This is a genomic window from Microcoleus sp. ARI1-B5 (assembly GCF_036705795.1).
GTDB lineage: Bacteria > Cyanobacteriota > Cyanobacteriia > Cyanobacteriales > Microcoleaceae > Microcoleus.
This window is the reverse complement of record NZ_JAUBVK010000013.1, coordinates 161,601-187,852: the sequence shown is the minus strand read 5'-3', so window position 1 is coordinate 187,852 and position 26,252 is coordinate 161,601. Positions and strand designations below refer to the sequence as shown.

24 protein-coding genes are annotated in these 26,252 nt (G+C 45.8%); 10 read left to right on the top strand and 14 right to left on the bottom strand.

Translation table 11 applies throughout. From position 1 onward, the window contains the following. Positions 1–204: 204 nt before the first annotated feature. Both QUB63_RS19825 and QUB63_RS19820 read left to right on the top strand, forming a co-directional pair. On the top strand, positions 205–435 hold the full coding sequence (locus QUB63_RS19825; RefSeq protein ID WP_332946989.1) for a hypothetical protein: 231 nt from the start codon (positions 205–207) through the stop codon (positions 433–435). 97 nt (positions 436–532) lie between these two features. After that, positions 533–6,010, top strand: a complete 5,478-nt coding sequence (locus QUB63_RS19820) for a response regulator (RefSeq protein WP_332946988.1) — start codon at positions 533–535, stop codon at positions 6,008–6,010. A gap of 330 nt (positions 6,011–6,340) precedes the next feature. Here the strand turns inward: QUB63_RS19820 and QUB63_RS19815 are convergent, their stop codons facing one another. After that, positions 6,341–7,048 (bottom strand): ABC transporter ATP-binding protein, encoded by a 708-nt coding sequence (locus QUB63_RS19815; RefSeq protein WP_332946987.1) that lies wholly within the window; start codon positions 7,046–7,048, stop codon positions 6,341–6,343. A 320-nt stretch (positions 7,049–7,368) separates the two neighbouring features. On the opposite strand from QUB63_RS19815, the gene QUB63_RS19810 reads away from it, so the two are divergent. Further along, entirely contained in the window at positions 7,369–8,232 is an 864-nt protein-coding gene (locus QUB63_RS19810; RefSeq protein WP_332946986.1) for a PEP-CTERM sorting domain-containing protein, read from the top strand. A 198-nt stretch (positions 8,233–8,430) separates the two neighbouring features. Here the strand turns inward: QUB63_RS19810 and QUB63_RS19805 are convergent, their stop codons facing one another. From QUB63_RS19805 to QUB63_RS19780, 6 genes are all read right to left on the bottom strand, one after another. Then, positions 8,431–9,210, bottom strand: a complete 780-nt coding sequence (locus tag QUB63_RS19805; protein WP_332946985.1) for an ABC transporter ATP-binding protein — start codon at positions 9,208–9,210, stop codon at positions 8,431–8,433. A gap of 119 nt (positions 9,211–9,329) precedes the next feature. Next, the gene (locus QUB63_RS19800) at positions 9,330–9,896 is read right to left on the bottom strand and encodes a hypothetical protein (protein WP_332946984.1); all 567 of its coding nucleotides are present in this window, start codon (positions 9,894–9,896) and stop codon (positions 9,330–9,332) included. An 11-nt stretch (positions 9,897–9,907) separates the two neighbouring features. Then, complete coding sequence (locus QUB63_RS19795; RefSeq protein ID WP_332946983.1) at positions 9,908–10,675, bottom strand: hypothetical protein; 768 nt, start codon at positions 10,673–10,675, stop codon at positions 9,908–9,910. A 475-nt stretch (positions 10,676–11,150) separates the two neighbouring features. Further along, positions 11,151–11,438, bottom strand: a complete 288-nt coding sequence (locus QUB63_RS19790) for a hypothetical protein (RefSeq protein WP_332946982.1) — start codon at positions 11,436–11,438, stop codon at positions 11,151–11,153. Positions 11,439–11,468: 30 nt separating this feature from the next. Beyond that, entirely contained in the window at positions 11,469–11,987 is a 519-nt protein-coding gene (locus QUB63_RS19785) for a class I SAM-dependent methyltransferase (RefSeq protein WP_332946981.1), read from the bottom strand. 19 nt (positions 11,988–12,006) lie between these two features. After that, complete coding sequence (locus tag QUB63_RS19780; RefSeq protein ID WP_332946980.1) at positions 12,007–13,572, bottom strand: branched-chain amino acid ABC transporter permease; 1,566 nt, start codon at positions 13,570–13,572, stop codon at positions 12,007–12,009. A 187-nt stretch (positions 13,573–13,759) separates the two neighbouring features. Between QUB63_RS19780 and QUB63_RS19775 the strand changes: the two genes are divergently transcribed. Together QUB63_RS19775 and QUB63_RS19770 are read left to right on the top strand one after the other, a co-directional pair. Next, positions 13,760–14,332 (top strand): Uma2 family endonuclease, encoded by a 573-nt coding sequence (locus tag QUB63_RS19775; RefSeq protein WP_332946978.1) that lies wholly within the window; start codon positions 13,760–13,762, stop codon positions 14,330–14,332. Between the two features lie 319 nt (positions 14,333–14,651). After that, positions 14,652–15,314 (top strand): Uma2 family endonuclease, encoded by a 663-nt coding sequence (locus tag QUB63_RS19770; protein ID WP_332946976.1) that lies wholly within the window; start codon positions 14,652–14,654, stop codon positions 15,312–15,314. A 96-nt stretch (positions 15,315–15,410) separates the two neighbouring features. On the opposite strand, the gene QUB63_RS19765 is transcribed toward QUB63_RS19770, so the two are convergent. Together QUB63_RS19765 and QUB63_RS19760 are read right to left on the bottom strand one after the other, a co-directional pair. Next, positions 15,411–16,520, bottom strand: a complete 1,110-nt coding sequence (locus QUB63_RS19765; protein WP_332946975.1) for a branched-chain amino acid ABC transporter permease — start codon at positions 16,518–16,520, stop codon at positions 15,411–15,413. Between the two features lie 188 nt (positions 16,521–16,708). After that, positions 16,709–18,151, bottom strand: coding sequence for a branched-chain amino acid ABC transporter substrate-binding protein (locus QUB63_RS19760; protein WP_332946974.1), 1,443 nt, complete (start codon positions 18,149–18,151; stop codon positions 16,709–16,711). A gap of 257 nt (positions 18,152–18,408) precedes the next feature. Between QUB63_RS19760 and QUB63_RS19755 the strand changes: the two genes are divergently transcribed. The 4 genes from QUB63_RS19755 to QUB63_RS19740 all read left to right on the top strand — a co-directional run bounded on the left by QUB63_RS19755 (position 18,409) and on the right by QUB63_RS19740 (position 19,930). Then, the gene (locus QUB63_RS19755) at positions 18,409–18,705 is read left to right on the top strand and encodes a type II toxin-antitoxin system TacA family antitoxin (RefSeq protein ID WP_332946973.1); all 297 of its coding nucleotides are present in this window, start codon (positions 18,409–18,411) and stop codon (positions 18,703–18,705) included. Further along, positions 18,696–19,208, top strand: a complete 513-nt coding sequence (locus tag QUB63_RS19750) for a GNAT family N-acetyltransferase (RefSeq protein ID WP_332946972.1) — start codon at positions 18,696–18,698, stop codon at positions 19,206–19,208. The genes QUB63_RS19755 and QUB63_RS19750 overlap by 10 nt, the downstream gene beginning before the upstream one ends. Before the next feature lie 39 nt (positions 19,209–19,247). After that, positions 19,248–19,595: a nucleotidyltransferase family protein gene (locus QUB63_RS19745; protein ID WP_332946971.1), complete on the top strand. Its 348-nt coding sequence runs from the start codon at positions 19,248–19,250 to the stop codon at positions 19,593–19,595. Between the two features lie 92 nt (positions 19,596–19,687). Next, positions 19,688–19,930, top strand: coding sequence for a HepT-like ribonuclease domain-containing protein (locus tag QUB63_RS19740; protein ID WP_332946970.1), 243 nt, complete (start codon positions 19,688–19,690; stop codon positions 19,928–19,930). Positions 19,931–20,018: 88 nt separating this feature from the next. Here the strand turns inward: QUB63_RS19740 and QUB63_RS19735 are convergent, their stop codons facing one another. From QUB63_RS19735 to QUB63_RS19715, 5 genes are all read right to left on the bottom strand, one after another. After that, entirely contained in the window at positions 20,019–20,537 is a 519-nt protein-coding gene (locus tag QUB63_RS19735; RefSeq protein ID WP_332946969.1) for a hypothetical protein, read from the bottom strand. A 2-nt stretch (positions 20,538–20,539) separates the two neighbouring features. Then, positions 20,540–21,670 (bottom strand): AAA family ATPase, encoded by a 1,131-nt coding sequence (locus QUB63_RS19730; protein WP_332946968.1) that lies wholly within the window; start codon positions 21,668–21,670, stop codon positions 20,540–20,542. A gap of 247 nt (positions 21,671–21,917) precedes the next feature. Then, a complete protein-coding gene (locus tag QUB63_RS19725) occupies positions 21,918–23,369 on the bottom strand; it encodes an NAD(P)/FAD-dependent oxidoreductase (protein ID WP_332946967.1) in 1,452 nt (483 codons plus the stop codon). A gap of 130 nt (positions 23,370–23,499) precedes the next feature. Beyond that, positions 23,500–24,531 (bottom strand): glycosyltransferase family 2 protein, encoded by a 1,032-nt coding sequence (locus QUB63_RS19720; RefSeq protein WP_332946966.1) that lies wholly within the window; start codon positions 24,529–24,531, stop codon positions 23,500–23,502. Between the two features lie 171 nt (positions 24,532–24,702). Then, the gene (locus QUB63_RS19715; protein ID WP_332946965.1) at positions 24,703–24,843 is read right to left on the bottom strand and encodes a hypothetical protein; all 141 of its coding nucleotides are present in this window, start codon (positions 24,841–24,843) and stop codon (positions 24,703–24,705) included. 290 nt (positions 24,844–25,133) lie between these two features. Between QUB63_RS19715 and QUB63_RS19710 the strand changes: the two genes are divergently transcribed. Further along, positions 25,134–26,222: a glycosyltransferase family 2 protein gene (locus tag QUB63_RS19710; protein WP_332946964.1), complete on the top strand. Its 1,089-nt coding sequence runs from the start codon at positions 25,134–25,136 to the stop codon at positions 26,220–26,222. The last annotated feature ends 30 nt before the right edge of the window (positions 26,223–26,252 follow it).

Below are 26,252 nucleotides of genomic sequence, written 5' to 3'. Positions count from 1 at the left end.
TAAGATAGAATTAGTTACGATCGCAATTATTTATTTTCGGCCTGTTTCGCCCTATCTCCCCCTCGGACCCTCTCCCTATCCCCCTCGGACTCTAATTGCACAGTTGAAATACCTAAATCGTCATGTTGCGATCCCCCTCGTGTCGCTGGTAAATTGTTAGCGTGCAGGTATCTTGCCTCCAACAGAATCCGAGCGAGAGTTCCGTTGAAGGCCAGAAATTCGGGTGCACTCAAGACGATCGCAGAAATTATTGCTCGTAAACCCTCAGCAGTTAGACTGGGCGAGGAATTGCCGGCGAGTCCAAAGTCCACCCTCTGGCAGGTAGCATTGCTTCTGACTTGCCGAACCTGTCAATTGTCAGGATTTGGCACGGAATTAATTTTCAATGCCAAGATGCTGGAAGTAGGGGTGATTTTAATCGTACAGAAACTTTGAGCGCGTTTGGAAACCTCGCGGGCAAAGCCTCTCAATCAACCTGCTGTCGGCTGTGGCGATCGGGTTTTTCTAACAAATATCACTCTTATGCCCCCTGATGTTTATTCCCTCTCTCAGTCAGGTCATTAACCGCAATCCCCTCACCGTCACCCCTGGGACGCCCGTAGAAGAGGCGATCGAGCTGATGAGCAGCACAGGAGCCAGTTACGTCCTCGTGGTAGAACCGCGCGGGCATTCTCAACTCGGAAATCCCACGAACGGGACTTCTCCACAATCGCGCAAACAGTCGGGTTTCTACCACGGCGTACCGCGTGCGCTACCGCCATCCGTCAACGGGCCGGGTCTCAACGGCTCAAAACCATCCTATCGGGCTGGGCAGACGGTGCTGGGGATTTTTACAGCGCGTGATGTCGTACAGCTAAATTCGATCGGCGCTGCTTTGAGGGGATTTGCGATCGAACAAATCATGATCCGAACCGTAACTGTAGCAAGAGAATCGGAAATCCCCGACTTTTTTGCCTTAGCAAATCTGCTGGAGAAAAATCAGATCGGCCATTTGCCAGTCATCAACGACGCTGAAGAACTTGTCGGTTTAATTAGCTCTCAAAGCTGGGTTCAACTGTTGCAGAAAATTGGGGAATCGGCACAACCAGCAATTAGCAGCGCTTCGCCACCGGCGGCGGTCTTCGCGTTCCCTCCACCGCTGCCAATTTCACCTCCGAAATTAGAGCTGCCCGCTCATTTAATTAAACTCGATCAAATCCCTCAAATTGCAGCCTCGCGAATTATTCACGCTCCAGCTACGGCTTCGGTTCGCTATTTGGCGCAACTGATGTTCCGACACAATGTTAGTTATGTATTAATCACTGAAACCCCAGAACAAACCTCGACTGGTGCTGCTCAAAATTCCAAATTTACAAATCCCAACCTCCACAAACTGGTTGGGGTGGTAAGTTCGCGGGACATCGTGCAGTTGCAGGCCCTAGACAGAGACTCCAACAGAATTAAAGCGGGAGCAATTTGCAACAGTTCGCCGCCGCTGGTGCGATCGCACTCTACCCTGGAAGCAGCCATCGCCCTGCTGCAAAAAAACTACTGCCAGTTGCCTTTATTAGTCATCAACGACAGCAATCACCCGATCGGGATTGTCAATCCTCAAACTATCCTTTTACAAGCGCTGGATTCAAAATCTCTGCATTCAGGCTTGATCGCTTTGCAGCGCCAGCTAGAATCTAGCAACGCGCAATACAAAAAATTCTTGGCCCAAATACAGCGAACGGCCGCCAATCGCCCCCCAAGTGCAGAAATTGCTGAAAACAGTTTCGCCGGGCCTCTCAATCTCCCCGCTACCGTCAACAATCAGGGGATTTGGGATTGGAATCTCGAAACTGATGAGTTTTTTTATTCGGCGCAGTGGCAAGAAATGCTGGGCTACAAAGAAGGGGAAATCTCGAATCGGCGATCGGAATGGTGGAGTCGCATTCACCGAGACGACATTGACGGAGTAAAAGCAGCTTTAGAAGATCACTTCGCACAAAAAACACCGGATTTTGCAGCAGAATATCGGATGTACTGCAAAGACGGCAGCACTGTCTGGGTGCTGAACCGAGGTCAAGTTTTGCGGAGCGCTGCGGGCAAACCGCTGCGGGTAGTCGGAACTCATACAGATATTACTCCAAACAAGCAGTTAGAACTCAAAAACTGCGAGAACGATCTCGACCAATTCCAAGTATTTGACTCTTTGAAAGCAACAGTAATTTTCCAGATGGATGCCGGGGGAATTTGGACATTTCTCAACCGCGCTTGGACGGAAATTACTGGGTTTTCGGTTTCCGAAAGTTTGCAAACTAATTTTTTAGATTGGGTGCATCCAGATGAGGGTCAGCATTGTAGAAATTTATTGGAGTCTTTGCTGTCGTCCAAGTCGGCATTTTATCGGCGAGAACTGCGAATAAAATACAAGTCGGACTCGGGCCAAAACGAATTGGGAATTCACAGTAATTCGGGCTTTGTTTCGGTTGAAATATTTGCCCAAGTCCGGCGGAATTCCCAAGGTGAAATAGTGGGAATTTTAGGGACTTTGCACGATGTCTGCAACCGCGTCGAAGGGGTTGAGGAACTGCGGGAAAGCGAGCGGGCAATTCGATCGCTCTACGAGGTAATGGTGGGCTCGTCCGGCTCTTTTGACGAGCGAACGGCTCGGTTGCTGGCAATGGGTTGCAGTCAGTTTGGGATGGATATCGGGCTGTTGGGCAGGGTTTTGGGCGATCGCTACGAAGTGCTCGCGGCTTATGTACCGCAAGATTTTCCCTTCGGATTTGCCAAAGGAGACGGTTTTGCTTTGAGCAGAACCTTCGAGCGAGAGGTTTTGCGATCGAGCGAACCTATTTCGATCGAATCCGCCGGCACTACTGAGTGGCGCAACCACCCCGCTTACGCCGTGCGCCGGTTGGAGGCTTTTGTCGGCACGCGGGTAATAGTACAAGGGCGAATTTTTGGGACTTTGAGCTTTACTTCCCGCACCGCTAAACCTCCTTTAAAACCGCTGAATTTTGAAATTTTAAAGTTGATGGGCAATTACATCGGCGCGGAAATTGCCCGCGAAGAGCGAGAGCGAACTTTGCAGCGTCAGTACCAGCGCGTTTTGCTGCTCAAACAAATTACTCAAAAAGTGCGATCGACCTTAGACACTCAAGAAATTTTTCAGACTACCGCCACCCAAATCGGCCGCGTATTCGGCGTCAATCGCTGTACAATTCACACCTATCTTGCCCAACCTTATGCCCACCTTCCTTGCGTCGCAGAATACTTAGAACCAGGTCACGAATCGGCTTTAGATTTAGAACTTTCTGTCACTTACAACCCCTACACAGAAAAATTGCTCGCTGAAGATATAGCCCTGGCATCTCCCGATGTGTTTGCCGATCCTTTGCTCGAATCTTCCGTGCCGATGTGCCGCCGCATCGGATTAAAATCTATGTTGGCGGTTCGCACTTCCTATCAAGGAGAACCGAATGGCATTATTACTTTGCACCAGTGCGATGCAACTCGCCAGTGGACTCCCGACGAAATTGAACTCTTAGAAGATGTTGCCGCTCAAGTCGGAATTACATTAGCTCAAGCACGACTTTTAGAAACGGAAGTTCAGCGACAGCAACAGTTGGCCGAGCAAAATGAAGCTTTGGATCAAGCGCGACAAGCGGCGGAAGTTGCTAACAGAGCTAAGAGTGAATTTTTAGCGACGATGAGTCACGAAATCCGCACTCCGATGAATGCGGTAATCGGGATGACGGGTTTGCTGCTGGATATGCAACTAACTCCAGAACAGCGCGATTTTGTGGAGACAATTCGCACCAGCGGCGATGCTTTGCTGACTATTATTAACGATATCCTCGACTTTTCCAAGATTGAATCGGGCAAAATGGATTTGGAACGCAGCCCCTTCGAGCTGCAAAACTGTATAGAAGAATCTATGGAATTGCTGGCTCCGAGAGCGTCGGAAAAAGGTTTAGAGTTGGCTTACTTTATTGATGATTCTGTTCCTAAAAAAATCTTAGGAGATGTCACGAGGCTGCGCCAAATATTGGTAAATTTGCTGGCAAATGCAGTTAAATTTACAGAATGTGGAGAAATTGTCGTCTGCTGTACGGCGAGAAAAATAGAGCTTTTACCTGCTAAGAGTTTGCCGGAAATCAGCAATATTCTAGAGCCGCAAAAGTTGGCAGGTAGGAGACAATACGAGATTCAATTTGGTGTCCAAGATACGGGCATTGGCATTCCGCCAGACAGGATCGATCGCCTGTTTAAAGCTTTTTCGCAGGTGGATGCTTCGACAACGCGACATTACGGCGGGACGGGTTTGGGACTGGCTATCAGCCAGCGTTTGAGCGATATGATGGGGGGTAAAATGTGGGTTGTCAGTCAGGTTGCTCCGGGAAATTCTAAGTCTCAACCGACAGTTTCTGCGATCGGACAAAGTACGGCAGGAAAGCCGCCTGCGGAATTTTCTGCGCCGTCGATATCGGGTTCGGGTTCGATTTTTTATTTCACGGTGATTGCTGAAGCGACGGAAAGCGCGGCTGAGGAAAAACAGCCGGAATTTGCGGCTGGTAAGCGTTTGTTAATTGTCGAGAATCATGCCATTAACCGGCAAGTTTTGATCCGGCAAGCTGAGTCTTGGGGCATGATACCCGTGGCTGTAACTTCGGGTGCTGAGGCTTTGGAAATCATCAAAGAAAATTCGGCGATCGATTTGGCTATTTTGGCGATGAATCTACCAGATATGGACGGTGTGGCTTTGGCTGTGGAGATTCGTTCATGGGAGCTGAGCAATTTGTCTGGCCGCGACGGGCTAAATCCGAATGTCATCAAAGTTAAAAGCCCTCGCAAAGTTACGCTGCCTTTGGTGCTGTTTACTTATTTGAGCAAGGCGGAAGTTTGGAAAAAACTTGAAACTACAGAAGTACATTTTTCGGCTTTTTTAACTAAGCCTCTAAAACAGTCGCAGTTTTATAATGTATTGCTGCAAGTTTTTGGATATGTTGCCGGCAGAAGCGGCAAGGGAGAACTTTCAAATGTGGCGACTTTGACTTCGGGATTGAAGTATTTTGAAAATTCTCAAGAACAGCACCGCGTGCAGCGGACGCCTGCGGTTTTGAGGCAGGTTGCGAGCAATTCTGCCGCACACGATGCAGCTAATTCTAGTCAGATTCGGATTTTGCTGGCCGAGGACAATGTGGTGAATCAAAAAGTCGCTACGCATTTGCTCGACAGGATAGGATATCGGGCCGATATTGCGGCTAATGGGTTGGAGGTTTTGGAGGCCTTGAAGCGGCAATCTTACGATGCTGTGCTGATGGACGTGCAGATGCCGGAGATGGACGGGTTGGAAGCGACGCGGCGCATTTGTCGGGAATGGCCAGCTAACAAGAAGCCGAGAATTATTGCGATGACTGCTAATGCGATGCAGGGCGATCGCGAAAAGTGTCTGGAAGCCGGTATGGACGATTATATTACTAAGCCGGTGCGCCGGGAAGAGTTGGCGATCGCCCTCAGCAAGTGCCAACCGCTGCATCGGGATGAATTGAATGCCGTTACTGAGTCGAAACATCCAGAAATTTCTGACAAAATTGGCAGTGAGGCTGCTAGAAATTCGAGCGTTCAACCGCCAGCAAATTCGCCGATAGATTTTCATGTTTTGAAAAATCTCCGCGAGCTAGACGATGACGAAGATCCGGATTTTTTGGGGGAGTTGATTAAGATATATTTGTTGGACGCACCGCAGCATTTAGAAACAATGAAGGAGGCTATTTTTCTCGGCGATGCTGACAGTTTGAAGCTGGCTTCTCACACGCTGAAGTCGAGCAGCGCCAATTTAGGAGCGGTGTCTTTTTCGGAAGTTTGCAAGGAGTTGGAGTTGATGGGCCGCGTGGCGGTTGAGTCTGGAGGGGAACAGGTTTTTGATGCGAGGACGGCGCGCGATCGCCTGTTGGAAGCCCAAGCGGAGTGGGAAAAGGTGCGGGCGGCTTTTGAGACGGAATTGAAAACGGGGAATTTGCGATCGCAAATTGAGTAATTGCTAATTGGTAATCGGGAATTGGTAATTGGTAATCGGGAATTGGTAATCGGGAAGATAAACATAAATCCTGTAGGGGCGGGTTCACCAAAATCTCTAAGACAAGTCAGACAGCCTAGTAAACCCGCCCCGAACCCAACCAAGATGCTTCATTAACCGCACTCGATCTAATATAATGTCCCGTTTGCCCGTAATTAGCGAGTGTTCGATCGTTCGGAATGCAAGTCCTCTCTTTATATATGAATTAATAAGGACTTGCATTCCGATGCTGCGAACTAAATTATCGTTGCATAACCGGACATGATAATTACCCATTCCCAAAATAGCTATTTAACTTTCACCTAAATACGCTTTGCGAACAGTTTCATTCGACTGCAAATCGCTAGCAGTACCGGCGACTACAACCTCACCAGTTTGGATGACATAGCCGCGGTGGGCTACACTTAAAGCCATGCGGGCGTTTTGTTCCACCAGTAAAATAGTTGTTCCTTCAGCATTAATATCGCGGACGATCGCAAAAATTTGACTGACTAACATCGGCGCCAAGCCCATACTCGGCTCGTCCAACAATAGCAAACGGGGGCGCGACATCAAAGCCCGGGCGATCGCCAGCATTTGCTGTTCCCCCCCGCTGAGAGTTCCCCCTTTTTGACTAATTCTTTCTCGCAAACGGGGAAATAAATTTAAAGCTTTTTCCATATCCGACTTGATACCGAGAGTATCGTTGCGGAGATAAGCACCCATTTCCAGGTTTTCTTGCACCGTCATGCGCCCAAAAATCAGCCGCCCTTCCGGACTTTGAGAAATGCCCAAACGGACGATCGCCTCCGTAGACAGCGATTCCAAAGGCTTTCCCTCAAACAGTACACTACCCTGGCGCGGGCGCAGCAGCCCTTGAATCGTGCGCAGAGTTGTAGTTTTCCCCGCCCCGTTGCTACCGATTAATGTCACAACTTCTCCCTGCGAGACTGTTAGCGAGACTCCTTTGAGAGCGTGAATATTTCCGTAGTAGGTGTGTATGTCTTTGATTTCTAGCATAATTACTCTTTCTGCTTTGTCCTTTGTTATATTATCCCGACTAATCATAAATTTTTATTGCATTTATTTAAAATTAACCTTTTTTAGAGTAAGCAGTAATTTTACTTAAATCAACACGCAGCGATCGCTCGAATATCAGGTATTTTGAGCAGTTGTTGCCGCCAACTTTACAGAAAGTTTAATCAAATAAAAGATTTCTTGACCGTAACTTTACAACAATCTCTAAGTAAAGGGATAGTATGAATACGTAAGGGAAAACCCCCACTAGAAATTACCCAAATCACAGCACTTAAAATCCTGCAAATTTAAGGAGATTTACCATGAAATTAACTCCCCGTACCGGAGCGATCCTCTTCGAGGGCTTCGCTAACGCATTTTTATTAGCAACTCCTTTAGTAACCGGGTTGACTGTAGGTATAGCGCCCAGCAGTGCTGCCACAATAGCAGGTTCTGCAGCCGAAGTAAGCATTGACAACTTCAGTCACCGACCCACAGAAACAGGTACATCTACTAACACTAACACTCAGACAATAGCTAACCAAGGTATTGTGATTAGCGAAGCGAAAGCTGACGCAGTTTTTATATCTAACTGTCAGGAATTGCTGGCAGCAAATCTCTCTAAAAGTGAAGTCGCAGGCAGCGGCAGCAACTATGCAGGTTTAGCCCAAAGTCAAGCCAAAGTTATCGGCGACTTCGACATAGATGCCGCAGAAACTTTTTCCTTCAATTTTCAGACAGTTTTACATCTTTTTACATCAGTTGACAACAACAAATCAGAACGCGCCCGAGCGATTGGAAGTATATCTTTCTCGTTGATTAACACTGTTACTGACATTCTGTTAGACTCTTTTCAACTTGTCAGCAGTTTAGACTCTTCTGGGGGACGTTCTTTGAATTTGTCCGCCGACAACAGCTTTCATCCCACAGCAATTAATTTTAATTTTATGACTGAAGGAAGTGCAACAAAAAGCCTCCTGTATACTTCTGGGGTGTATTCGCGGACATTCGACAGCGCCACTAAATTAACATTAGTAGAAGTTAAGAACAATTTCGCAGAAGCAGAAGCACAACCAGAAGCAGTTCCCGAACCGAGCACAGTATTAGGTACTGCAATATTTTTAGGCTTATTTGTCAGGGCGCGAAAACTCAAGAATAAATTGTCTGAAATCCCATCAAAAGTTTAGCAAAAATCCCCGAACATCAATCCGTAGGGTGCGCCCCGCGCACCTCACTTATCTGTCGGCGCACAAAACCCATTAAGTTTAAACAAAGAATGCAACTTTAGACAAGCTTGAAAGCCCGACAGTCATCAGTCATCCCCAATGTAAAATCGTTCGACGCTCGCGCTAGCCGAAGTCTCAAATCTCAAATCTAAAATTGTATTACCCATTGGCATCTTCTTCTTTTCCCAAATATGCCTCAATCACGCGAGGATTTGCGCGAACTTCTGCCGGAGTTCCCTCAGCAATTTTAGTACCGTACTCCATCACACTAACCCGATCGCTAATTCCCATCACCACCTTCATATCGTGTTCGATCAGCAAAATACTCAAATCCAACTCATCGCGAATCCGGTAAATAAACCGAGTTAAATCAGCCGTTTCGTTCGGATTCATCCCCGCAGTCGGTTCGTCCAAAAGCAACACTTTCGGATCGGAAGCCAAAGCCCTCGCAATTTCCAATCTGCGCTGGTCGCCGTAGGAAAGGTTTTTTGCCAACTCCGGCGCTTTCTTCACGCCTAAACCGACAAAATCCAGCATAGTCAGGGCTTTTATTTTAGCTTCCCGTTCCTCGGCCATCGCAGTCGGTGGGCGGAGAATTGCACCCAGCAAACCTGTCTTCATTCTGCTGTGTCTGCCTACCAAAATATTGTCCAGCACTGTCATATTGTTAAACAAGCGGATATTTTGAAAGGTTCTCGCAATCCCGAAGCTGGTTAGGCGATCGGGTGGCAAACCGGTGATATTCTTATTTTCTAGCAGCAACTGACCGGCACTCGGTTTGTAGATACCCGTCAGCATATTAAAAAACGTGGTTTTGCCCGCACCGTTGGGGCCGATCAAACTGGCGATCGAGCCTTTTTCCAAGATTAAACTAACCTGGTTGACCGCTGTCAAACCGCCGAATCTCATTGTAAGTTGCTGTGCTTCTAATAGTGACATTTTGGTTGTTTTTTCCTAATATTAGTTTAGTTGTTAGAGAATTGCCTCTTGAGTTTCAGGACAAAAACCGTGGAAAATAAAATGACACTGGAAGTTTTTCACTGGCGTCAGGTATTATGCTAAGGCGGATTTGGTATAATATCTCTCCAGCGTCTAGCTTCAATGTGGTGCTGTCTTAGCAATCGGTTAAAGTCTTCGGTGTCAGTTGTTGCAATGATTACATCTATTCCTATTCTCTTAATAATGATGGCTTGGGCGGCTATAATTAAATCTGCATCGTAGGCTGTATAAGAATTATTGCGTGCAAAAGCCCATAGCTCAGCCGCTTCTTGCATTACGTTGCCCTCTTCGCAAGTAACTGGAAAATATACAACTTTTTTTGTGATTAGCGCATCTAGTTTTTCAATAGCTTTAAGAGCTTTTTGTTTCTCTTCTAGTCCAGATTTGCGATCGCGGATTCGTCTGATATGCTCGCGCCTTGCTTCATAGTTTACGATTTCGGATATAACTACACGATATCCCTCATTTGTTAGCCTCTCTAACCACTCATTACATTCAATTGCTTCTCTAGTCGATTCCCTAACTTCACTTTCAGCGTTTTGAACCAACCTATTTTTGCTTTGGTCAACAAGGGGATGTATGAGTTTTCCGACGACACCCGTATCTAAAAAAATTAACGTACTCATGAATTAGGTTGCTAGTTGTCTGATAGCTTTTCCAGCTCATTAATGTACTCTTCACGCCAGGAACGCAGAGTTTTAATGAGTTCTTCTTTATCATCTGTTGTTAGTGGATTGTTGGCTTCTTCATAGAGTGATTTATACGAAAATTTTTTGCGGTCGTGCCTATCAATTTCCCACAAAATTGCTTTGGCTGCATTTCTTATGCCTAGAGCTTGGCTGGTGATTTCATCTGCTGGTCTTTTCTTGGCATAATCTTCAAATGTTTTATAGCTGATGAATGCCTGAGCTATAGCTTTGGCTAATTCGCGACCTCTTTCCGTAAAGAAGCTTAGATAATTTTCTGCAATATCTAATAAATTGATGAGTCCTGTGTAAAAAAATCTTAGTTGCTTTATTTCGTTGTCTTCAACAGATGCAGCAAGCGTATAAGATTTGGCAAACATCATTGTTCTAGATATTTTAGCCCAAAGTTGTACATTTTCTATGCCATCAACAGCTTCCTTCGGGGCAAAGTCTTTGTACTTGGTCTTAAATACTTCGACGCTACGTTCAAGTTCTTCTAAGCTTTTAAGTCTCTCCGAAGGATTGCTTTCTGATTCAATATGGAGATAAAGGTCGTAGATTGACAGCAGCTCTCTAAGCGCCTCCTGTGGTGCCAGAGCATCTTGAGATTGGAATGCTTTTTCTAAGGATTGTTGTATCGCTGCAAATTGTTCTCCAACTCCCTTAATTTCTTCGGTATAATTGCTGTTTTCAATGATTTGTTTTGTCGCTAAAGTCATAGCATTGAATAATTGGAGTGATTCGACCTTGGCCAGACGATACAGAGGATGGCTAATCCTGCTGCCGTGACGGTCAAGCTGGTTAATTCCTAGTTTAGCCTACCTGAGACATTGGCAAATACTTTTGGAGGCATTAGGGTACAGCATTGATACAGGCCTAACTAAGAGCAATCGTAACACCATCAGCACCTTCTTGTTGGGTGGCAAACGTAAGAACGTCTTCATCACGATAGTTTGTCCTGCGTCGTAGGAAAAGTCGGCTCAATCGGGCGTTGCAATTTGTTCTTAAAGGAGCTGAGCCACGACTTCCTTCAGTTGACACGCACCGAAGCGATCGCCTCGGTGCCTTTGTGCAACAAAAGTTAATACAGTCCTATTTACTTTTGTCCGACTACTTACTACATTTTATAGCGTACACACAAAGTGCGATCGTCTGCGATCTGCGGTGCGCCAGCAGCCAATTGTGTCAGTTAAGTCAAATATCGGGACAGACTGACGCTACTGAATTCTCTAACGTACACACAAAATAGAACTTAAAAAGATTAGATTCCAGCGAACGGAGAGGGCGATATTGTGCGTGCAAATCTGCCGTCGAAAAGTTCTCAATAAGTTTGAGATTGAGTTCGTCAGTCAAAGTGGCAATTTGGTCAAAACCAGTAATCCACGGTGCATACATACTTTCGTATTTATCTATGTAATCATTGATATCTTGGTAGCCCGTCGTTCTCAAAATCACCTTTTCCGACATATAATCAATGGACAATCGGAAAGTATTAACATTGTCGCGAATTTGTTATAAGACAAATATTACATCTTTCTTGTCAAGCAAGGTAGTGTTGCCTTCCCACAAAAAATATGTCGGTATATCGAAATCAAATTCGCTCTCTTTCAGCAAGGAGATTAAACCGTCTTTTACGTAATCGCCGGGAATGTAGCGAACATTGGCAGTAATTTTGTTGGCTTTGAGAGTTTCTTCCTTTAATTGCAGTGTCGCGCGGTCGTCTATTTCAAAATAAGTCGTTTTTTCTCCATTAATTCTCGCAGCGCGAGTATCCAACCCGGAGCCTAAAATAACTACTTGTTTGCAACCTCCTAAAATTTGATTTGACAAAACATCATCAAAATACTTAGTCCGCAGCTTAATCATTTCTTTGGCTGCGGGAGAGTTTTGAGCGATTTCGCAGGCAAGTCTGTTGGTTTCCTCATTCAGCCAGATTTTTACTACATTATCCGTGTAAAGCGGGGCTGTTTCTTGGTTTTCTTCTGCTCTAAATTCGGCAACGATAAAAGCAGTACCAGTTACATTGTTCATGGCTAATATTTTACCTTTACTATTGACTTCTGGCATCTGCTAAAGATTCGTTGCTCGCTTCACCCTCCGAATGCAGTTCGGCTTGGTGGATTCGATCGGGAATCAGCCCCTCGGGCCGCACGAGCATCATCACAACAAGAGTTAAACCGAAGAGAAATAAGCGCAGTTGAATCGGGTCTAAACTGGTTGCTAGAAAGTCTGCCAACTGGGGAATTGCAATCCTGGGAAGTACAAAAGTATTCAGAAAACCTTTGAGGACTTGGGCGAGTTGGGGCAGATAAAGCCGATCGGCAGACATGATAATGATAGCGCCCAAAATCACCCCAGTCATGTTGCCCAAACCGCCTAAAATCACCATACACAGGATGATCACCGACACCGAGAAATCGAAAACGCTGGGAAAAATTGCGCTGATGTAAGCGGCGTAAAATGCGCCTGCAAAGCCCGAAAACGTCGCTCCCATCGCAAAAGCCGAAAGTTTGGTTTTGACCAGGTTGATGCCCATCGCACTTGCCGCTAATTCATCTTCGCGCATGGCATTCCATGCCCGTCCCAAGCGGGAATCTCGCAGCCGCGAAATCATGAAGTAAGAGAAGACAACGAGCAGTAAAATTAGGTAGTACCAGGGAAAGTAGTTGCCGGTGCTGAAAGTGCCGACGATGGGGAGAGATGGACGCCCGATCGGGTTTATGCCCGCTTCGCCTCCGGTGAGGTTGAAAGGTCGATCGCACCCAACGAGACAAAGCACCAATTCCGGCTTACCCAAAATGGAAGCTACAATCTTCGAGATTGGTTCATCGATGCGAATCGCGGTTAAATTCCGAAATACCACCGGGATAATTTCGCCAAAACCGAGGGTAACAATTGCCAAATAATCGCCCTTGAGCCGCAGTGTCGGAATACCCAGGATAACGCCCGCAATGCCAGCTACACCGGCGGCGATCGGCAAAACCAGCCAAAAATTCCAAGCAATATTTAACTGTCCAGAAGATAGCAAAGCCGTGGTGTAAGCGCCGATCGCAAAAAACGCCGCATATCCCAAATCCAACAAACCCGCAAAACCCACAGTAATATTCAAACCCAGCGCCAGCATAATAAAGATTTGAATCTGTACTACCGTAGCAATCCAGCCAGTCTTAGCTTGAAGGTCGATAAACGGAAACAGAATTAAGATAAAAGCTAATGTTACCAGAGTTGCTTGCCGCTGGCGTTCTCCCTGCAAACCCTGCAAAGCACCCATTAACGAAGCTGTCAAAGTTGCGATCGTCAAACTTGAAATCCCGTACAGCAGAGTAGTGGGCAAATCCACAGCAGATTGACCCGAAAAAGGTCTAACTAAAACCCCTTCGAGCACGCTAGCAACTAACAGCCAAACGCCCAATCCCAAACCCGCCAAACTGCCAACTGTCGCACCAATTTTCGGGCTTTGTACCTTCGGATTTTGACAGCTAATGAAGCCCGCAGCCGTGCCCATCAGCCACCCGATGACGGTGCCGCTCCAACCGCCGAATAGCACAACAGTCAAAAAGGCGATCGCCCCTAATATACCGCTCGATTTAATTGCTTGTAGGATTTTGTTTGACATAAGAAGGAAGTTCGGCAACGGATTATGTACGGGATGTAACGGATTTATTTGGGAACTGCCGATCGGATAGTTATCGGGCTAGTTGTAGTGTAGGATATTTTGGCTTCATTTTTTCTTACCGAAGCGATCGAAAATTGAAATATACTGGAACTGTTACCGCAACACAATTCAAAAGGGCGATCGCTATATGGTACAAGCTCCTCAAAAAACAATCACCCTGGACGAGTTTTTGCAATTGCCAGAAACCAAACCCGCTAGCGAATACATCAACGGTGCGATCGTACAAAAACCTATGCCACAAGGAAAACACAGCAAACTGCAAGGGAAACTCGTAACAGTCGCCAACGATATTGCAGAGAAACCGCAAATTGCCCTAGCCCTGCCAGAACTTCGGTGTACCTTTGGCGGACGTTCTATTGTTCCCGATATCGCGATTTTTGTTTGGAATCGAATTCCCCTAGACGCTGACGGTGAAATTGCCAATACATTTAATGCTTACCCAGACTGGACAATCGAAATTTTGTCGCCTGGCCAAAGCCAAACCAAAGTCACCAACAATATTTTGCACTGTTTGAATGCCGGTTGCCAGATGGGGTGGTTGCTCGATCCCGATGAAAAAAATATTTTAGTCTATCCGGCAGGGCAGCAGCCGATTTCGATTGAAAAACCGACAGATATACTTCCGATTCCCAAATTTATGCCGGAAATGCAGTTAACTTTAGGCGAAGTTTTTGGCTGGCTCAAACCAGGGAATATTTAAGTTGATAGTGGGTAGTGGTGCAGGAGTAAGGATTTTCTGATTCTCGATCCTTATACTGAAAGGGTTGTACTACATTGAACCGTTGAAAAAAGCAGGACTACCCAATTGTTTTTACCGAAGCGTTCGCAACTTAAATAATCTAAAATTGACGTTAGCTGGATTAGTCGGACATGATATAGAATAGGGTTGGGACACTAGCAAATGCGGAATTGTCTCGATCTTAGTTTGTTTGTGACAACTTGAGGCTCTTTTCGCCCTCGGTTGACCGCTAGGAAAAACCGCCTGCTTGTACGCTGTGAGATTTAAGCTGATGCAGTCTATGTCTGTCATTTCTCCGGTGCAAAAACCTGTGAGCCTGATGCAACTGGCTCCGGGCAGTTTGCTCGCGATCCCTAACGTCACCTGGCGCGAGTTTGAAGCCATCCTAGAGGAGTTAGGAGAACAGCGTTCGTCTAGAATTGCTTACAGTAATGGAACGCTAGAAATTATGGTTCCCCTGCCAGAACATGAAAAACCAACTGACTTGATATCGGATATTGTCAAGTTATTATTAAAATCAACAGGGCGACGCTACGAACCTTACCGATCGACCACTTTCAAAGGCAACAATGCAGGAGTAGAACCAGATGCCTGTTTTTACATCCAGAATTACCAGCGCATGATCGGGTACCGCCGACTAGAACCGGGCGATCCGCCACCGGATCTGGCTGTAGAAACCGATGTAACCTCTAAAACCGCTCTGGATGCCTATCGAGCACTGGGAGTCCCGGAAGTATGGATCTACGATCGCGGCAGGTTGACGATCTATTTGCTTAGAGACAGCGGGTACGTGGAATCCCCCCGTAGCCCTAACTTTCCCGACTTTCAGCTTGGTGAGATGATTCCTGCAACAGTCGATCGGGCTGCACGAGTTGGCGTCTGTCAAGCTTTAGAAGAGTTTGAAGCAAATGTTACCAGCATCCTGTCCTCAAACTCAAATTGAGTTCAGATAGACTCGCGATCGAATCCGACTTTCATACCCCCTCTATTCTTTAGTCTGCGTGGGCTAAGCCTGGTTTCAACCGCCGAGTCTTAGGTTTCAAACCTTCTCCTGAACATTCTCGCCCAACAAACCCCCAGGCCTAAAAGCCAAAATCACCACCAAAACCCCAAACACCCAAGCATTAGTCCAGCGGCTCGACAAATACTGATCGCTCAAAGACGAAAGCAACCCAATCAAAACCCCTCCTAACATCGCCCCCACAATATTGCCAATTCCCCCCAAAACCGCCGCCGTAAAAGCCCTCAAACCCGCCGTAAACCCCATCGTAAAAACAATAGTATTGTTGTACAGACCAACCAGAATCCCAGCCGAACCAGCCAAAGCTCCCCCAATCAAAAAAGTCAGAGCAATAATCTGATCGACATTAATCCCCATGATTTTAGCAGCATCGCGGCTTTGAGCAGTAGCCCGCATCGCCTTTCCCAGACGAGTGTACTGCACAAACACATGAAGCAAAACCATCAATACCACCGCCACCACCAACACAATTAAATCCTTAGTGGTAAACACAATACTCGTTTGAATTCCCAAAGCTTTGAGAATATCAACTCGCGGCAACAAATCAGGAAAGCTTTTCGGAGCAGCAGAATTAGAACCCATCACCGGAATAAAAGCTTTCAATCCTCCCCAAAACAGCCCCATATTTTGGAAAATAAACGACACCCCGATCGCCGAAATTAAAGGAGCCAAACGCGGAGCATTGCGCAAAGGCCGATAAGCGTACTTTTCCACAACAATATTCAGCCCCGCACAAAACGCCGAACATACAATTAAAGCGACTAACATCACCGGTATCGCAACAGCTAAAGGTGCGCCGTCTTGAATGCCAAAAGCGCCGAACACAGTGAGGGAAGCAAAAGCACCCAACATATACAAATCGCCGTGAGCAAAATTGATTAATTCAATAATGCCGTAAACCATCGTATAACCTAAAGCAATAATCGCAATCAGCGCGCCGTTGACCAGACCAACTAATAATTGTTGGATCAAAACTTCAGGACTGCTGGCTATTTCTCCAATTATTTTGGGCAAGTCAAATCCGGCGATCGGCCCTAACAACAAAACTATATAAGCTACACCTAGATATAGAAGAATACTCGGCCATTTTTTCATGATTTTGGGAATTGGGAATTGGGCATTGGGCATTGGGAATTGGGAATTGGGAATTGGGAATTGGGAATTGGGAATTGGGAATTGGGAATTGGGATTTTTTTGTGTTCCGACCGCTATTATTTATTAGCGATTATTTGTCAGTTATTACCCATGATTGATGACCGATGACCGATGACCGATGACCGATGACCCATTACCCATTACCAATTCCCAATTATCCATTATTCCGTCTTAAGCGCGCTCACAAACTCCCACTTGCCACCTTTAACAACATTTCCTGACATTGTAGTCAAGCTCGTGTCGCCGTTGGCGTCAAAACTCCAAGTGCCGAGTACCCCGTTAAAATCTTTAGTTGCCAAGACAGCATCGCGGATCGCAGCGCGGTCATTTTTGCAGACTTTATTAATTGCGCCGATCGCAACTTTAGCAGCTTCAAAGGCGTAAGCTGCATAAGCTTCCGGTTCAGCATTATATTTGGCCTTGTAACTTTCGTACCACTTGGCGCCCGCACCAGTCAATTCTTTAGGAGGCAAGCCGCCAAAAGTAGCATAAACACCTTCGCCATCTTTTCCTGCTGCGTCAATTAAAGCTTGATCTTTGATGCCGTCGGGGCCCATGAACTTAACTGCATCAGCCGCCATCCCGACATTTCTCATGTCTTTAATTATTTGTCCGGTGTTGCTCTGAGTAGTGCCGCCGAAGTAAATCATGTCTGGATTTAAAGCTTTGATCTTATTCATTAACGCCTTGTAGTCGCTAGCTTTGATATCAATTCCCTCCCTTCCCAGGACTTGAATTCCCAACTTTTTAGCAGTTGCTTCAAAAACGTCAGCGACACCTTTGCCGTAGAGTTCTTGGTCGTCGAGAATGTAGACTTTTTGCACGCCTAAAGATTTCGCCCAGTTGCCAGCTACAGCTCCTTGAAGGTCATCAGCAGGGACAACGCGGGTGAAATTGCGAGTGCCTGCGGGATAATAAACGTTGGGTTCTTTGGCTTCGCCTTTTCCCGGTTTAGTCAGTCCCGGATAAGTGTTGGCCGGACTGATCATCACGACGTTAGCTTGGTTGAGCACGGGAATGGAAAGTTTGGCTGCACCGGAGTTATAGTGACCGATAACGGCAACTACCGAACCGTCAGCGGCGACTTTGTTAGAGTTGGACGTTACTTGGGACGGGTCCCATTTGCCGGCCGCTGCGGTGGCGTCATCGAGAACTTCGTATTCGATTTTGATTTTGCCGTCGCAAGCTTTGGAGTCGGTTTCGGCGAGTGCTTGTTTGATGCCGTTGACCATTGTTTGAGATTGACCCAAGGCGCTGCCTGTCATGGGGAGCATGGAGACAATTTTGACAGTATTTGGGTCTCCGGGGCTGCTGACTGCGACGGGAGTGGCTGCGGGAGTGGCTCCCCCGCTGGTTCCTGGACTGCTTCCGGGAGCTGTGGCGGTCGGTGTTTGAGGACTTTGACAGCTAGCGCACAGAGAGGCTATGCCGGCGGCAAAAAGTATTTTCCGCAATCCTGTGCCGAGATTCTGGGTTTTGTTGGTTTTTGAGGGTGTGGCACTCTTGCCCCCGGATTTCTGGGAAAAGTTCATAGGTTGGTTCGTTTGTTGGTTGCGTTTTTGGATATTTTTCACTTTAGTCAGTATGTAGTCAAGAGTTAGCACAGATTTTCAAATTTTAGGTCAACTCTTAAAGATACACTGCTGCGACAAGCTCGGGACTTGGGGCAGATATCCTGTCTTCGGGGCGGCGGGGGCTTTGTCCGTACAATGCGTAAGTTCACGATTTGATTGCGGTTAACTAGACGCGCGATCGCAAATTACAGTCAATGTGTTGACATTGTGTATACAAAAAGTTAAAATATAAATATTCTAGAGCTACTAGCTCTAATTACTGCTCTGTTTAGCCAGAGGTAACTGTTATGCACCCGCCAGCATCTGAAGGGTCAGTCAGCCAGACCCGCGATGTGACAATCAATATTCGAGCTAAGCCGAATCAACGCGCTCTCATCGATCGCGCGGCACAATTACAGGGAAAGAGCCGATCGGAGTTCATGCTTGAATCAGCTTACCAAAAAGCTCAAGATGTTCTTCTAGACAGATGTTTTTTTGGGTTAGACGAACTTAAATTTAAGCAATTTTTGGCGCTGCTTGATGCACGACCAACCCCAAATCAGAAGCTCAACGCAATACTAAAAACAAAATCTCCGTGGGATTAGATCGAGATTTAGAACAACTGTGTCCGCCTGAAAAACTCAACTCGTTACATCAAATTGAGACCTTTGATTCAGGCAACAATCAGTTAGATGAATGGCTGAAGCGCCGCGCTCTGAAAAATGAGTTAGAGGGGGCTTCACGGACTTATGTTTTGTGCGATCGCCAAACAGTAATTGCCTACTATTGTCTGGCAACTGGAGCAGTAGCACAAACTGCTGCAACGGGTAAAGTCCGGCGCAATATGCCCGATCCGATTCCTTTTATGGTGATTGGACGGCTTGCCTGCGATCGCAACTGGCAAGGCTGCGGCATCGGACGCGCTTTGCTGCGGGATGCAATTCTTCGCAGTTTGCAAGCTGCTGAGATTGCAGGAATACGCGCAATTCTCGTACACGCTATCTCCGAAGATGCGAAGCTGTTTTACCAGAAGTGCGGGTTTACTGTTTCGCCGATCGAGCCGATGACACTCATCGTGAAAGTTAGCGATGCCATTGCTTCACTTTAGCTCAGACGTTAGTTGCTCTCGTTGGAGGTTTGCTCGCGCATGGTTGAGTTGCAATCGGATTTAGAATATGTAGTGAGCGATCGCCTAAAAGTCTCTTTAGATGCGATCGCGCAATTTTGCCAGCGCTGGAACATTATCGAGTTTGCCCTGTTTGGCTCAGTGCTGCGGGATGATTTTCGCCCTGATAGTGATGTGGATGTACTGGTCACCTATGAGCCATCGCACCGCCTCACGCTGTCTCATTTATTGAGTATGCAGGAAGAGATAGAGCATTTATTTCACCGTCCTGTAGATTTGGTGGAAAAAAAGCTGTTAAAAAATCCCTATCGGCGATCGAACATTTTGAAAACGCATCGAGTGATTTATGCCAGCGAACGATCGGGATAGTGCTTCACTTTGGGACATGACCCAGGCAATCCGTCGGATTCAAGAGTTTACGGCTGATGCCTCATACGAGACTCCGGCTTGAAAGTTTTTTTATGCAAAGTGCCGTAGAGCGGCAGTTGGGGATTTTGGGGGAGGCAGCTCGAAGAGTTTCGATCGAGTTTCAGCAGTTCCATTCCGAAATTGATTGGCGAAATGCGATTAACTTACGAAATATTTTGGTTCACCGCTATGACCCAGTGAGATCGGAAGTTATTTGGAATATTGTTACAGGTGTTTTGCCTAGTTTGCTGGTACAAGTAGAGGCATTATTGCCGCCGTTACCTGATGATAGTTGATATCAGAGCCGACCGACTTTGCCCCACGCTTTCCCGGCTGTCCCCTCCACCCTACTGTTAGATCGCTCTTTCGATCGACAAAACGCATTCATTCCTCGTTCACTTTATTAAACAGAAATGGTTTAACAGATTTAATCATACGATCTAACTCTGTTTTGTTGTGTTTGAGAAGATCGTGCCCCCATAATCCATTCGTGTTATCATTGGAACAGTCGTTTGCAAGGGTGTCTCCGAGCTGCTCGAGCTTGCCCGTTCCGATACTCTCAAACCTCTTTTTAATACGCTTTAAATCCTCTGGGTCAGATAACACTCCAAGAATAAACACTCTATCTTGCAGCTCTTCTGGAATCTGACTCTTTACATGATTCAACCGCTCTCCTTTCCGATCGAAATCAATCAGCAAGACCATCCTTCTTTTTGAAAGTTTTTTCATTTCATCGGCCTGATTTTTTAGGAATTTCTCCACAACTTTTCCCCAACCACCAGCAATCGGTAAGACTTGAATAGCACGTTCCTTAACGTTTAAGTTGTTAATGAATCCGTTGGCAATTTGGCGATTAGCATCATCTTCTGGCAACACAAGAACATGGTCTTGATAGTTATTCACACTCATAATTCTATGTCGTCGCGAATCAAGGTATCTACAAGATCCCCACTGACATGTATATCACTGAGCAACCTAACTAAGGTTGGCTCTAAATGACTTTTTCGAGCGAGTACAAAGGTATTTTCATTTGAAAACTTTCGGATTGCTTCCTCATTATGTGAGGTTGCTATAATCTGACCGCTATTTTTAAATGAGCGTCGCAGTGATGTAACAAAATGTCCAACCTCTGACAGGGAAAGATAGTTATCAGGTTCGTCCCAAAAGCAAAAAAGTGGGCCGTAATACTTGTTAGCAGCTAAGACAACAGCACAAAGAAAAAAGCATTTCTCCCCATCAGATAAGTCTTTAAAGTCAACACTCAGGTTGGCATTCTTTTCTTCAAACCGAACCACCATACTTTTAGAGTCTTTCCCGATTTGTTCATTCAGAAAATCCTGAAAGTCAGGCATAACTTCTTGGAGGTATCTGTAAGCCTGTGTGTAGGCAGCAGGGTAGCGACTGAGTAACCCAGAGAACCACTCCCCAAAATTTGAACCGTCTCGTTTGGGTTCCAACGTTTCCCCGTTAGAGTCTCCAGTCATCAGGCTTGGAATCGGGGCTAAAATAATCGTGCGCGCCAGCCAAGTCTTGAAAATACGAAGCGGATCGGTTTCTGATTGTTCTTGAATCACTGGAAGAGCAACGAGATGCCAATCCACCAGAAACTGAGCTTCAGGATTTCGCGGGCTGGTGTAAAGAGTGACTTGGGCTTCCTTGCGAGAGTAAATTGGATTTCCTGAAATTAACAGTTGCTCTTCAAAAACTCGAAGCTCTCTAAAGTTTTCTGGTAATTCCAATGCCAGGATATATTTGTATAATTTATTATCAAGTAATACTTCTATTTCAAATCGAATTGGAACATCAGACCTGCCTCGATTGAAATCTTTCGGATCGATAAGACCAAGATGATTTTTATCAAATTCACGCATTCTGTTAATGCCTCGACCGATGTGTTGAAGGATTTCCAATACAACACGGATGGTTGATTTACCTGCACCATTTTTCCCAATTAAAAGGGAGGATGGCATCTCTTTGAGAATCAGTTCAAAGTTCTCCAGGCATCTGAAGTTATGTACGTATAGTCTTTGGAGCATAGAAAAACGACTGCGAGTCAAAAGTTAAAAAAATGGTCAGCTTAATTAACCAATATACAATATTTCCACTTCAGAGCACCTAAATAGGTTGTAGTAGATGTAGGGGAGTCCCCCCGTACCTACCCCGGATGAAGCGACGCAACTGAGCGGGGGATTGCCCGTACAAGATTATGCGGAAAATATGAACCGGCGATCGCCCTTTCAAGTCTGAGTTAACTCACATTGTCACAACTACAGTTCCCAAAAATCAACTAGACTGCGAAATCAAAGACGCATCTCTTTTTTCCTTTGAGCGATCGGCACTAAAATCTTCATAGTACGATCGCTCAGTATTCACATCCCACAAATCGTGCTTTTCGCCCAGAAGATTTCTCACTGCCAGCATCCCCGTCAGCATAGAATGGTCTTGATTGTTGTATCGGTGCATACCGTTTCGCCCGATCGTCTGCAAATTGTCAATCCCAGTCAAAAAACCTTCAAGTACCCGCAAATGTCCGCGATATTCCGCATCGTACACAGGATAAGCCTTCGGCTGCCGCAGCACCACCCCATCTTCAACATCCGCCGAAGTGGCCAAACCCAACTCAACCAACTCCCGAGTTGCTAATTCCACAAGTTCATCGTCCGACATTTTCCAAATTTCGCCGCCTTCATTGCAAAAATATTCCATTCCCAAACAAGTTTTGCTAGCGTCGGGAACTAATGCAGCGCTCCAATTCTTAAAGTTCTGAATCCGTCCGACTTGGACTTCGGGAGAATGAATGTAAATCCAGTTGTCGGGAAACAAATTTGGGCGATCGACAATCAGCGATACAATCAAAAAATCTCGATATTTGAGCGATCGCGCGGCGTGCAGCACCTCTTCAGGAGGCTGCGGTTTCATCCGTGCTACCAGCGCCGATATCGGCATACTCGTAATGAAATTATCCGCCGAATATTGAACTAATTCTCCGTTATGCTCAGCAGTAATAGTTTTAATTTTATTACCTTCCCGCTCAAAGCTAATCACCTTAGTATCGAGATAAACTTTGCCGTCTTTACTCTCCACAGCTTCCGCGAACTTTTCCCACATCATCCCCGGGCCCAAAGCCGGATAATCAAACTCTTTGATTAACGTTTTAGTGTCGTTGCTACCAAACAAAGCATTAATAATCGCTGTTGTCAGCGACAATCCTTTAATCCGCTGCGCCGCCCAATCCGCTTGAATTTCCGAGCAGGGAATTCCCCAAACTTTTTCAGTATAAGTCTTAAAAAATGTTTTGTACAAGCGTTCCCCAAAACGATTTATCACCCACTGTTCAAAAGTTGCTTCTTCCCGAAGCGGCCAGATTCTCACTTTCAGATAGCTCAAGATAATCAGCGCACTCTCAATTAGGCCCAAATTAAAAAGAGTATTGAAGGCACTAATCGGATAGTTAAAAAATCGACCTCGATAAAAAATTCTGGACAATCGCGGCACTTTAATAAACTCATTTCCCAATACCTCTTGCCACAACTGCTGCACGGCTTCAACTTTAGTATAAAAGCGGTGGCCGCCAATGTCGAAACGGTAGCCTTTGTAGCTTTCGGTGCGGGCCAACCCGCCAACTTTATCTCCTTTTTCGAGTACAACAGGGATGATGCCTTGCTTGACCAGCTCGTAAGCAGCAGTCAAACCAGCAGGCCCAGCACCGACGATCGCCACAGGATAATGTTTCACTCAGCCTACCTCCAGCTTTTTTATCTAACTATACAATTATTTATAACTTCTAAAATTGATAGATGCACCCGTGAATACCCTGAAAAACTATCGATCGACCTACAGAGGTTGAAGGACAAGTTGCCTTGATTTATTGAGCGGATACTGGCAACCTAACTTTGCCAGTCAACGGCTTTTTTTGCGATAAGTGGCGAGCCGTGCCGATCGCAAATGCCAGTCCGCTGTAAAAATAGAAAAGCCAGTGCCAAGGAATTGTTTTCAGCGCAAATAAGATACCGTGTTTTTGCTGAAAAAATCGATAAAGCTGTGAATTAATTGCTACTAACGGTATTGCCAGCAACCCAGCCAATAGCAGAAAGTTCAGCGACCAGCACGTCCCCACCACTGCCAGCAGCATGGCATAAGTTAAAACTACACTAATTCGGTTCGATACTTGCAAGTTGAGGTCGTTATTCAATTTGCGATCGCGCCAAATCAGTTCAGTCCAAGGCAGCGCTCGGTAAAAAAAGTCAGCCTTCACCATCCCCACCGCTTCCCAGCGCTTTAAATGCTTGACTTGTAATGTTTTACACAGCCGAATTTTATAACCAGCTTGTTTCAAACGGTAGCCGAGCTCAATATCTTCTATGGAAGCTCGGCGATAACCCTCATTAAAGCCGCCCATCTGCAAAAAAATTTCCCGGCGAATCACTCCGCAAGCGCCCCAAAAAGTCGAAGCTTCTTCGTTACCGGTTTGGTGCACGTAGTGGTGCAGCAAGTTCCTGTACTGCGATAAAAAATCTGGATCTCCAGGAGCATCGTCATAAGAGCCGATCAAAGCAGCTAAGTAGGGATTATTTTTAAACACCGATTTCGCATAACCCACAGCCTCAGGACAAACAGCGACATCAGCATCCACAAAAAACAGAATATCTCCCTTCGCAGCTTGCGCTCCCAAATTTCTCGCTCTGGCCGGGCCGCCACATTCGGGAATTCTGATGACTTTTGCCCCGAATTCCTTGGCCAGACGCCAGGAACCGTCACTTTCACCATCTGCTACTACAATAATCTCGATCGGTCTCGGCACAGATTGAGCCAGTTTTGACAAACAGGTGCGGAAGTAAGATCCCCCGTTGTGGACGGGGATAATCACGGATACAGTCGGCTCTGCGGTATAAATCATCACCTAAATTGTTTAAATTACATCGAAATAAAATCTTTGATGGTCAATGCTACTACTTTACGAAGGGTAAAATCAGCTCTACTTTTTTGTTTATAACCCGATTTCTGTTTCTCTTCAACTAAATTTTTTGCTGGTATTGTAGACTGAATTTTCCCGATTCATGCCTGTATTCTACGCCACATCTGGCTGAGACTGACCTGATGCAGGTAGCAGCTTTACAGAATCTTTATATATATGATTGTTTTTGTAAACCTTAGAAAAAGCCCCACCAGCCATTGTCTCTGGCAGCGTTCCCACCCGCAAGACTTTCATTTTCTAGTGGGTTGTTAGTATAAATAGCAACATCTTCCTACGGAAACCAGCCGACTGTGAGGACTTGCCCCGTACAGTTTCTTTGACACACCTCATCCGCCAAGGACTCTTGCACCAAGTCTGTATCCCGACTGCTGTGTCAATGCACATTTTATGAGTTTTGGCAATATATTGAAAATGTACATTTTAAAATTTCCGACGGTGTACGATCGAGCTTGGTTCTTTGTTAACATACCATTAGATAGCTGCCTGAGAGCCAAAACTTTTAGATAAACAAGTTTCTATATTACATGAACCTCTCCAAAAACGATTTAGAACGACCTTTAATTTCAGTAATCATACCTGCTTACAACGCTGAGGAGTTTATTGTTAAAACATTAGAGTCTGTATTATCTCAAACCTATCAAAACATAGAAATTTTAGTAGTTGACGACGGCTCAACAGATACAACCGCTGAAATCATCAAATCTTTTGCTAAAAAAGATAGCCGGATCATCTTATTGCAGCAGTCAAATGCCGGCGTAGCCGCCGCTCGCAACCTAGCCATTGAAAAATCCAAAGGCGAATATATTGCACCCATCGATGCAGACGATATTTGGTATCCGCAAAACCTAGAAAAACAAGTAGAATGCCTAATCAAATCAGAACCATCTGTCGGAGTTGTCTATTCCTGGTCACTTGATATCAACGAACAAGACTTGCTCACAGGTGGATTTTACAACTCCACCATCGAAGGAGAAGTTTACACAGCATTAGTTTATAAATATTTTCTAGGCAATGCCAGCTCATCTCTGATCCGTCGCGTTTGTTTCGAGAGAGTCGGCGCCTACAACTGCAAACTTAAACTAGAAGACGCTCAAGGCTGCGAAGACTGGGAACTTCACCTCCGCATAGCCGAACACTATCAATTTAAAGTAGTGCCAGAATATTTAGTTGGCTACCGACAGATTTCCAGCAGTATGTCTTGCAACTATGCAGCAATGGCAAAAGGTCACTCTTTAATTATGGCAGATGTCCGGCAGAAACATCCCGAAATTCCCAACAGTATTTATCGCTGGTCTAGCAGCAATTTCTACATTTATCTAGCTGTAAAAAGCAACCGCAGCGGCAATCACCGGAGTACATTGTTTTGGCTGTATCGAGCTTTCAAAGAAGATTTATTTATGGCACTCTTGCGTCACAATCTGTATTTGCTTTCAATAGAAAGCATCTTAAAATTTATAGTTTCGCCGCCAACAGAATCCGGCTTAGAATTAAAACAAACATCAGAAGCGAGTGCAGGGACGACACTTGCTAAGATTGAGACGCGGACGAAAGTTCACAGAATGTTGCCGTCGCAGGTGTATGAAAGAATGCGGTTTAACAGTTTAGCAAAATGATAGGCATCAACTCTATTTGTAGGGTGCGCC

Coding starts and splice junctions, on each gene's coding strand:
- QUB63_RS19820 (WP_332946988.1), top strand. CDS start 533: ATGTTTATTCCCTCTCTCAGTCAGGTCATTAACCGCAATCCCCTCACC.
- QUB63_RS19815 (WP_332946987.1), bottom strand. CDS start 7,048: ATGCTAGAAATCAAAGACATACACACCTACTACGGAAATATTCACGCT.
- QUB63_RS19810 (WP_332946986.1), top strand. CDS start 7,369: ATGAAATTAACTCCCCGTACCGGAGCGATCCTCTTCGAGGGCTTCGCT.
- QUB63_RS19805 (WP_332946985.1), bottom strand. CDS start 9,210: ATGTCACTATTAGAAGCACAGCAACTTACAATGAGATTCGGCGGTTTG.
- QUB63_RS19800 (WP_332946984.1), bottom strand. CDS start 9,896: ATGAGTACGTTAATTTTTTTAGATACGGGTGTCGTCGGAAAACTCATA.
- QUB63_RS19795 (WP_332946983.1), bottom strand. CDS start 10,675: ATGACTTTAGCGACAAAACAAATCATTGAAAACAGCAATTATACCGAA.
- QUB63_RS19785 (WP_332946981.1), bottom strand. CDS start 11,987: ATGAACAATGTAACTGGTACTGCTTTTATCGTTGCCGAATTTAGAGCA.
- QUB63_RS19780 (WP_332946980.1), bottom strand. CDS start 13,572: ATGTCAAACAAAATCCTACAAGCAATTAAATCGAGCGGTATATTAGGG.
- QUB63_RS19775 (WP_332946978.1), top strand. CDS start 13,760: ATGGTACAAGCTCCTCAAAAAACAATCACCCTGGACGAGTTTTTGCAA.
- QUB63_RS19770 (WP_332946976.1), top strand. CDS start 14,652: ATGTCTGTCATTTCTCCGGTGCAAAAACCTGTGAGCCTGATGCAACTG.
- QUB63_RS19765 (WP_332946975.1), bottom strand. CDS start 16,520: ATGCCCAATGCCCAATTCCCAATTCCCAAAATCATGAAAAAATGGCCG.
- QUB63_RS19755 (WP_332946973.1), top strand. CDS start 18,409: ATGCACCCGCCAGCATCTGAAGGGTCAGTCAGCCAGACCCGCGATGTG.
- QUB63_RS19745 (WP_332946971.1), top strand. CDS start 19,248: ATGGTTGAGTTGCAATCGGATTTAGAATATGTAGTGAGCGATCGCCTA.
- QUB63_RS19740 (WP_332946970.1), top strand. CDS start 19,688: ATGCAAAGTGCCGTAGAGCGGCAGTTGGGGATTTTGGGGGAGGCAGCT.
- QUB63_RS19730 (WP_332946968.1), bottom strand. CDS start 21,670: ATGCTCCAAAGACTATACGTACATAACTTCAGATGCCTGGAGAACTTT.
- QUB63_RS19720 (WP_332946966.1), bottom strand. CDS start 24,531: ATGATTTATACCGCAGAGCCGACTGTATCCGTGATTATCCCCGTCCAC.
- QUB63_RS19715 (WP_332946965.1), bottom strand. CDS start 24,843: ATGAAAGTCTTGCGGGTGGGAACGCTGCCAGAGACAATGGCTGGTGGG.
- QUB63_RS19710 (WP_332946964.1), top strand. CDS start 25,134: ATGAACCTCTCCAAAAACGATTTAGAACGACCTTTAATTTCAGTAATC.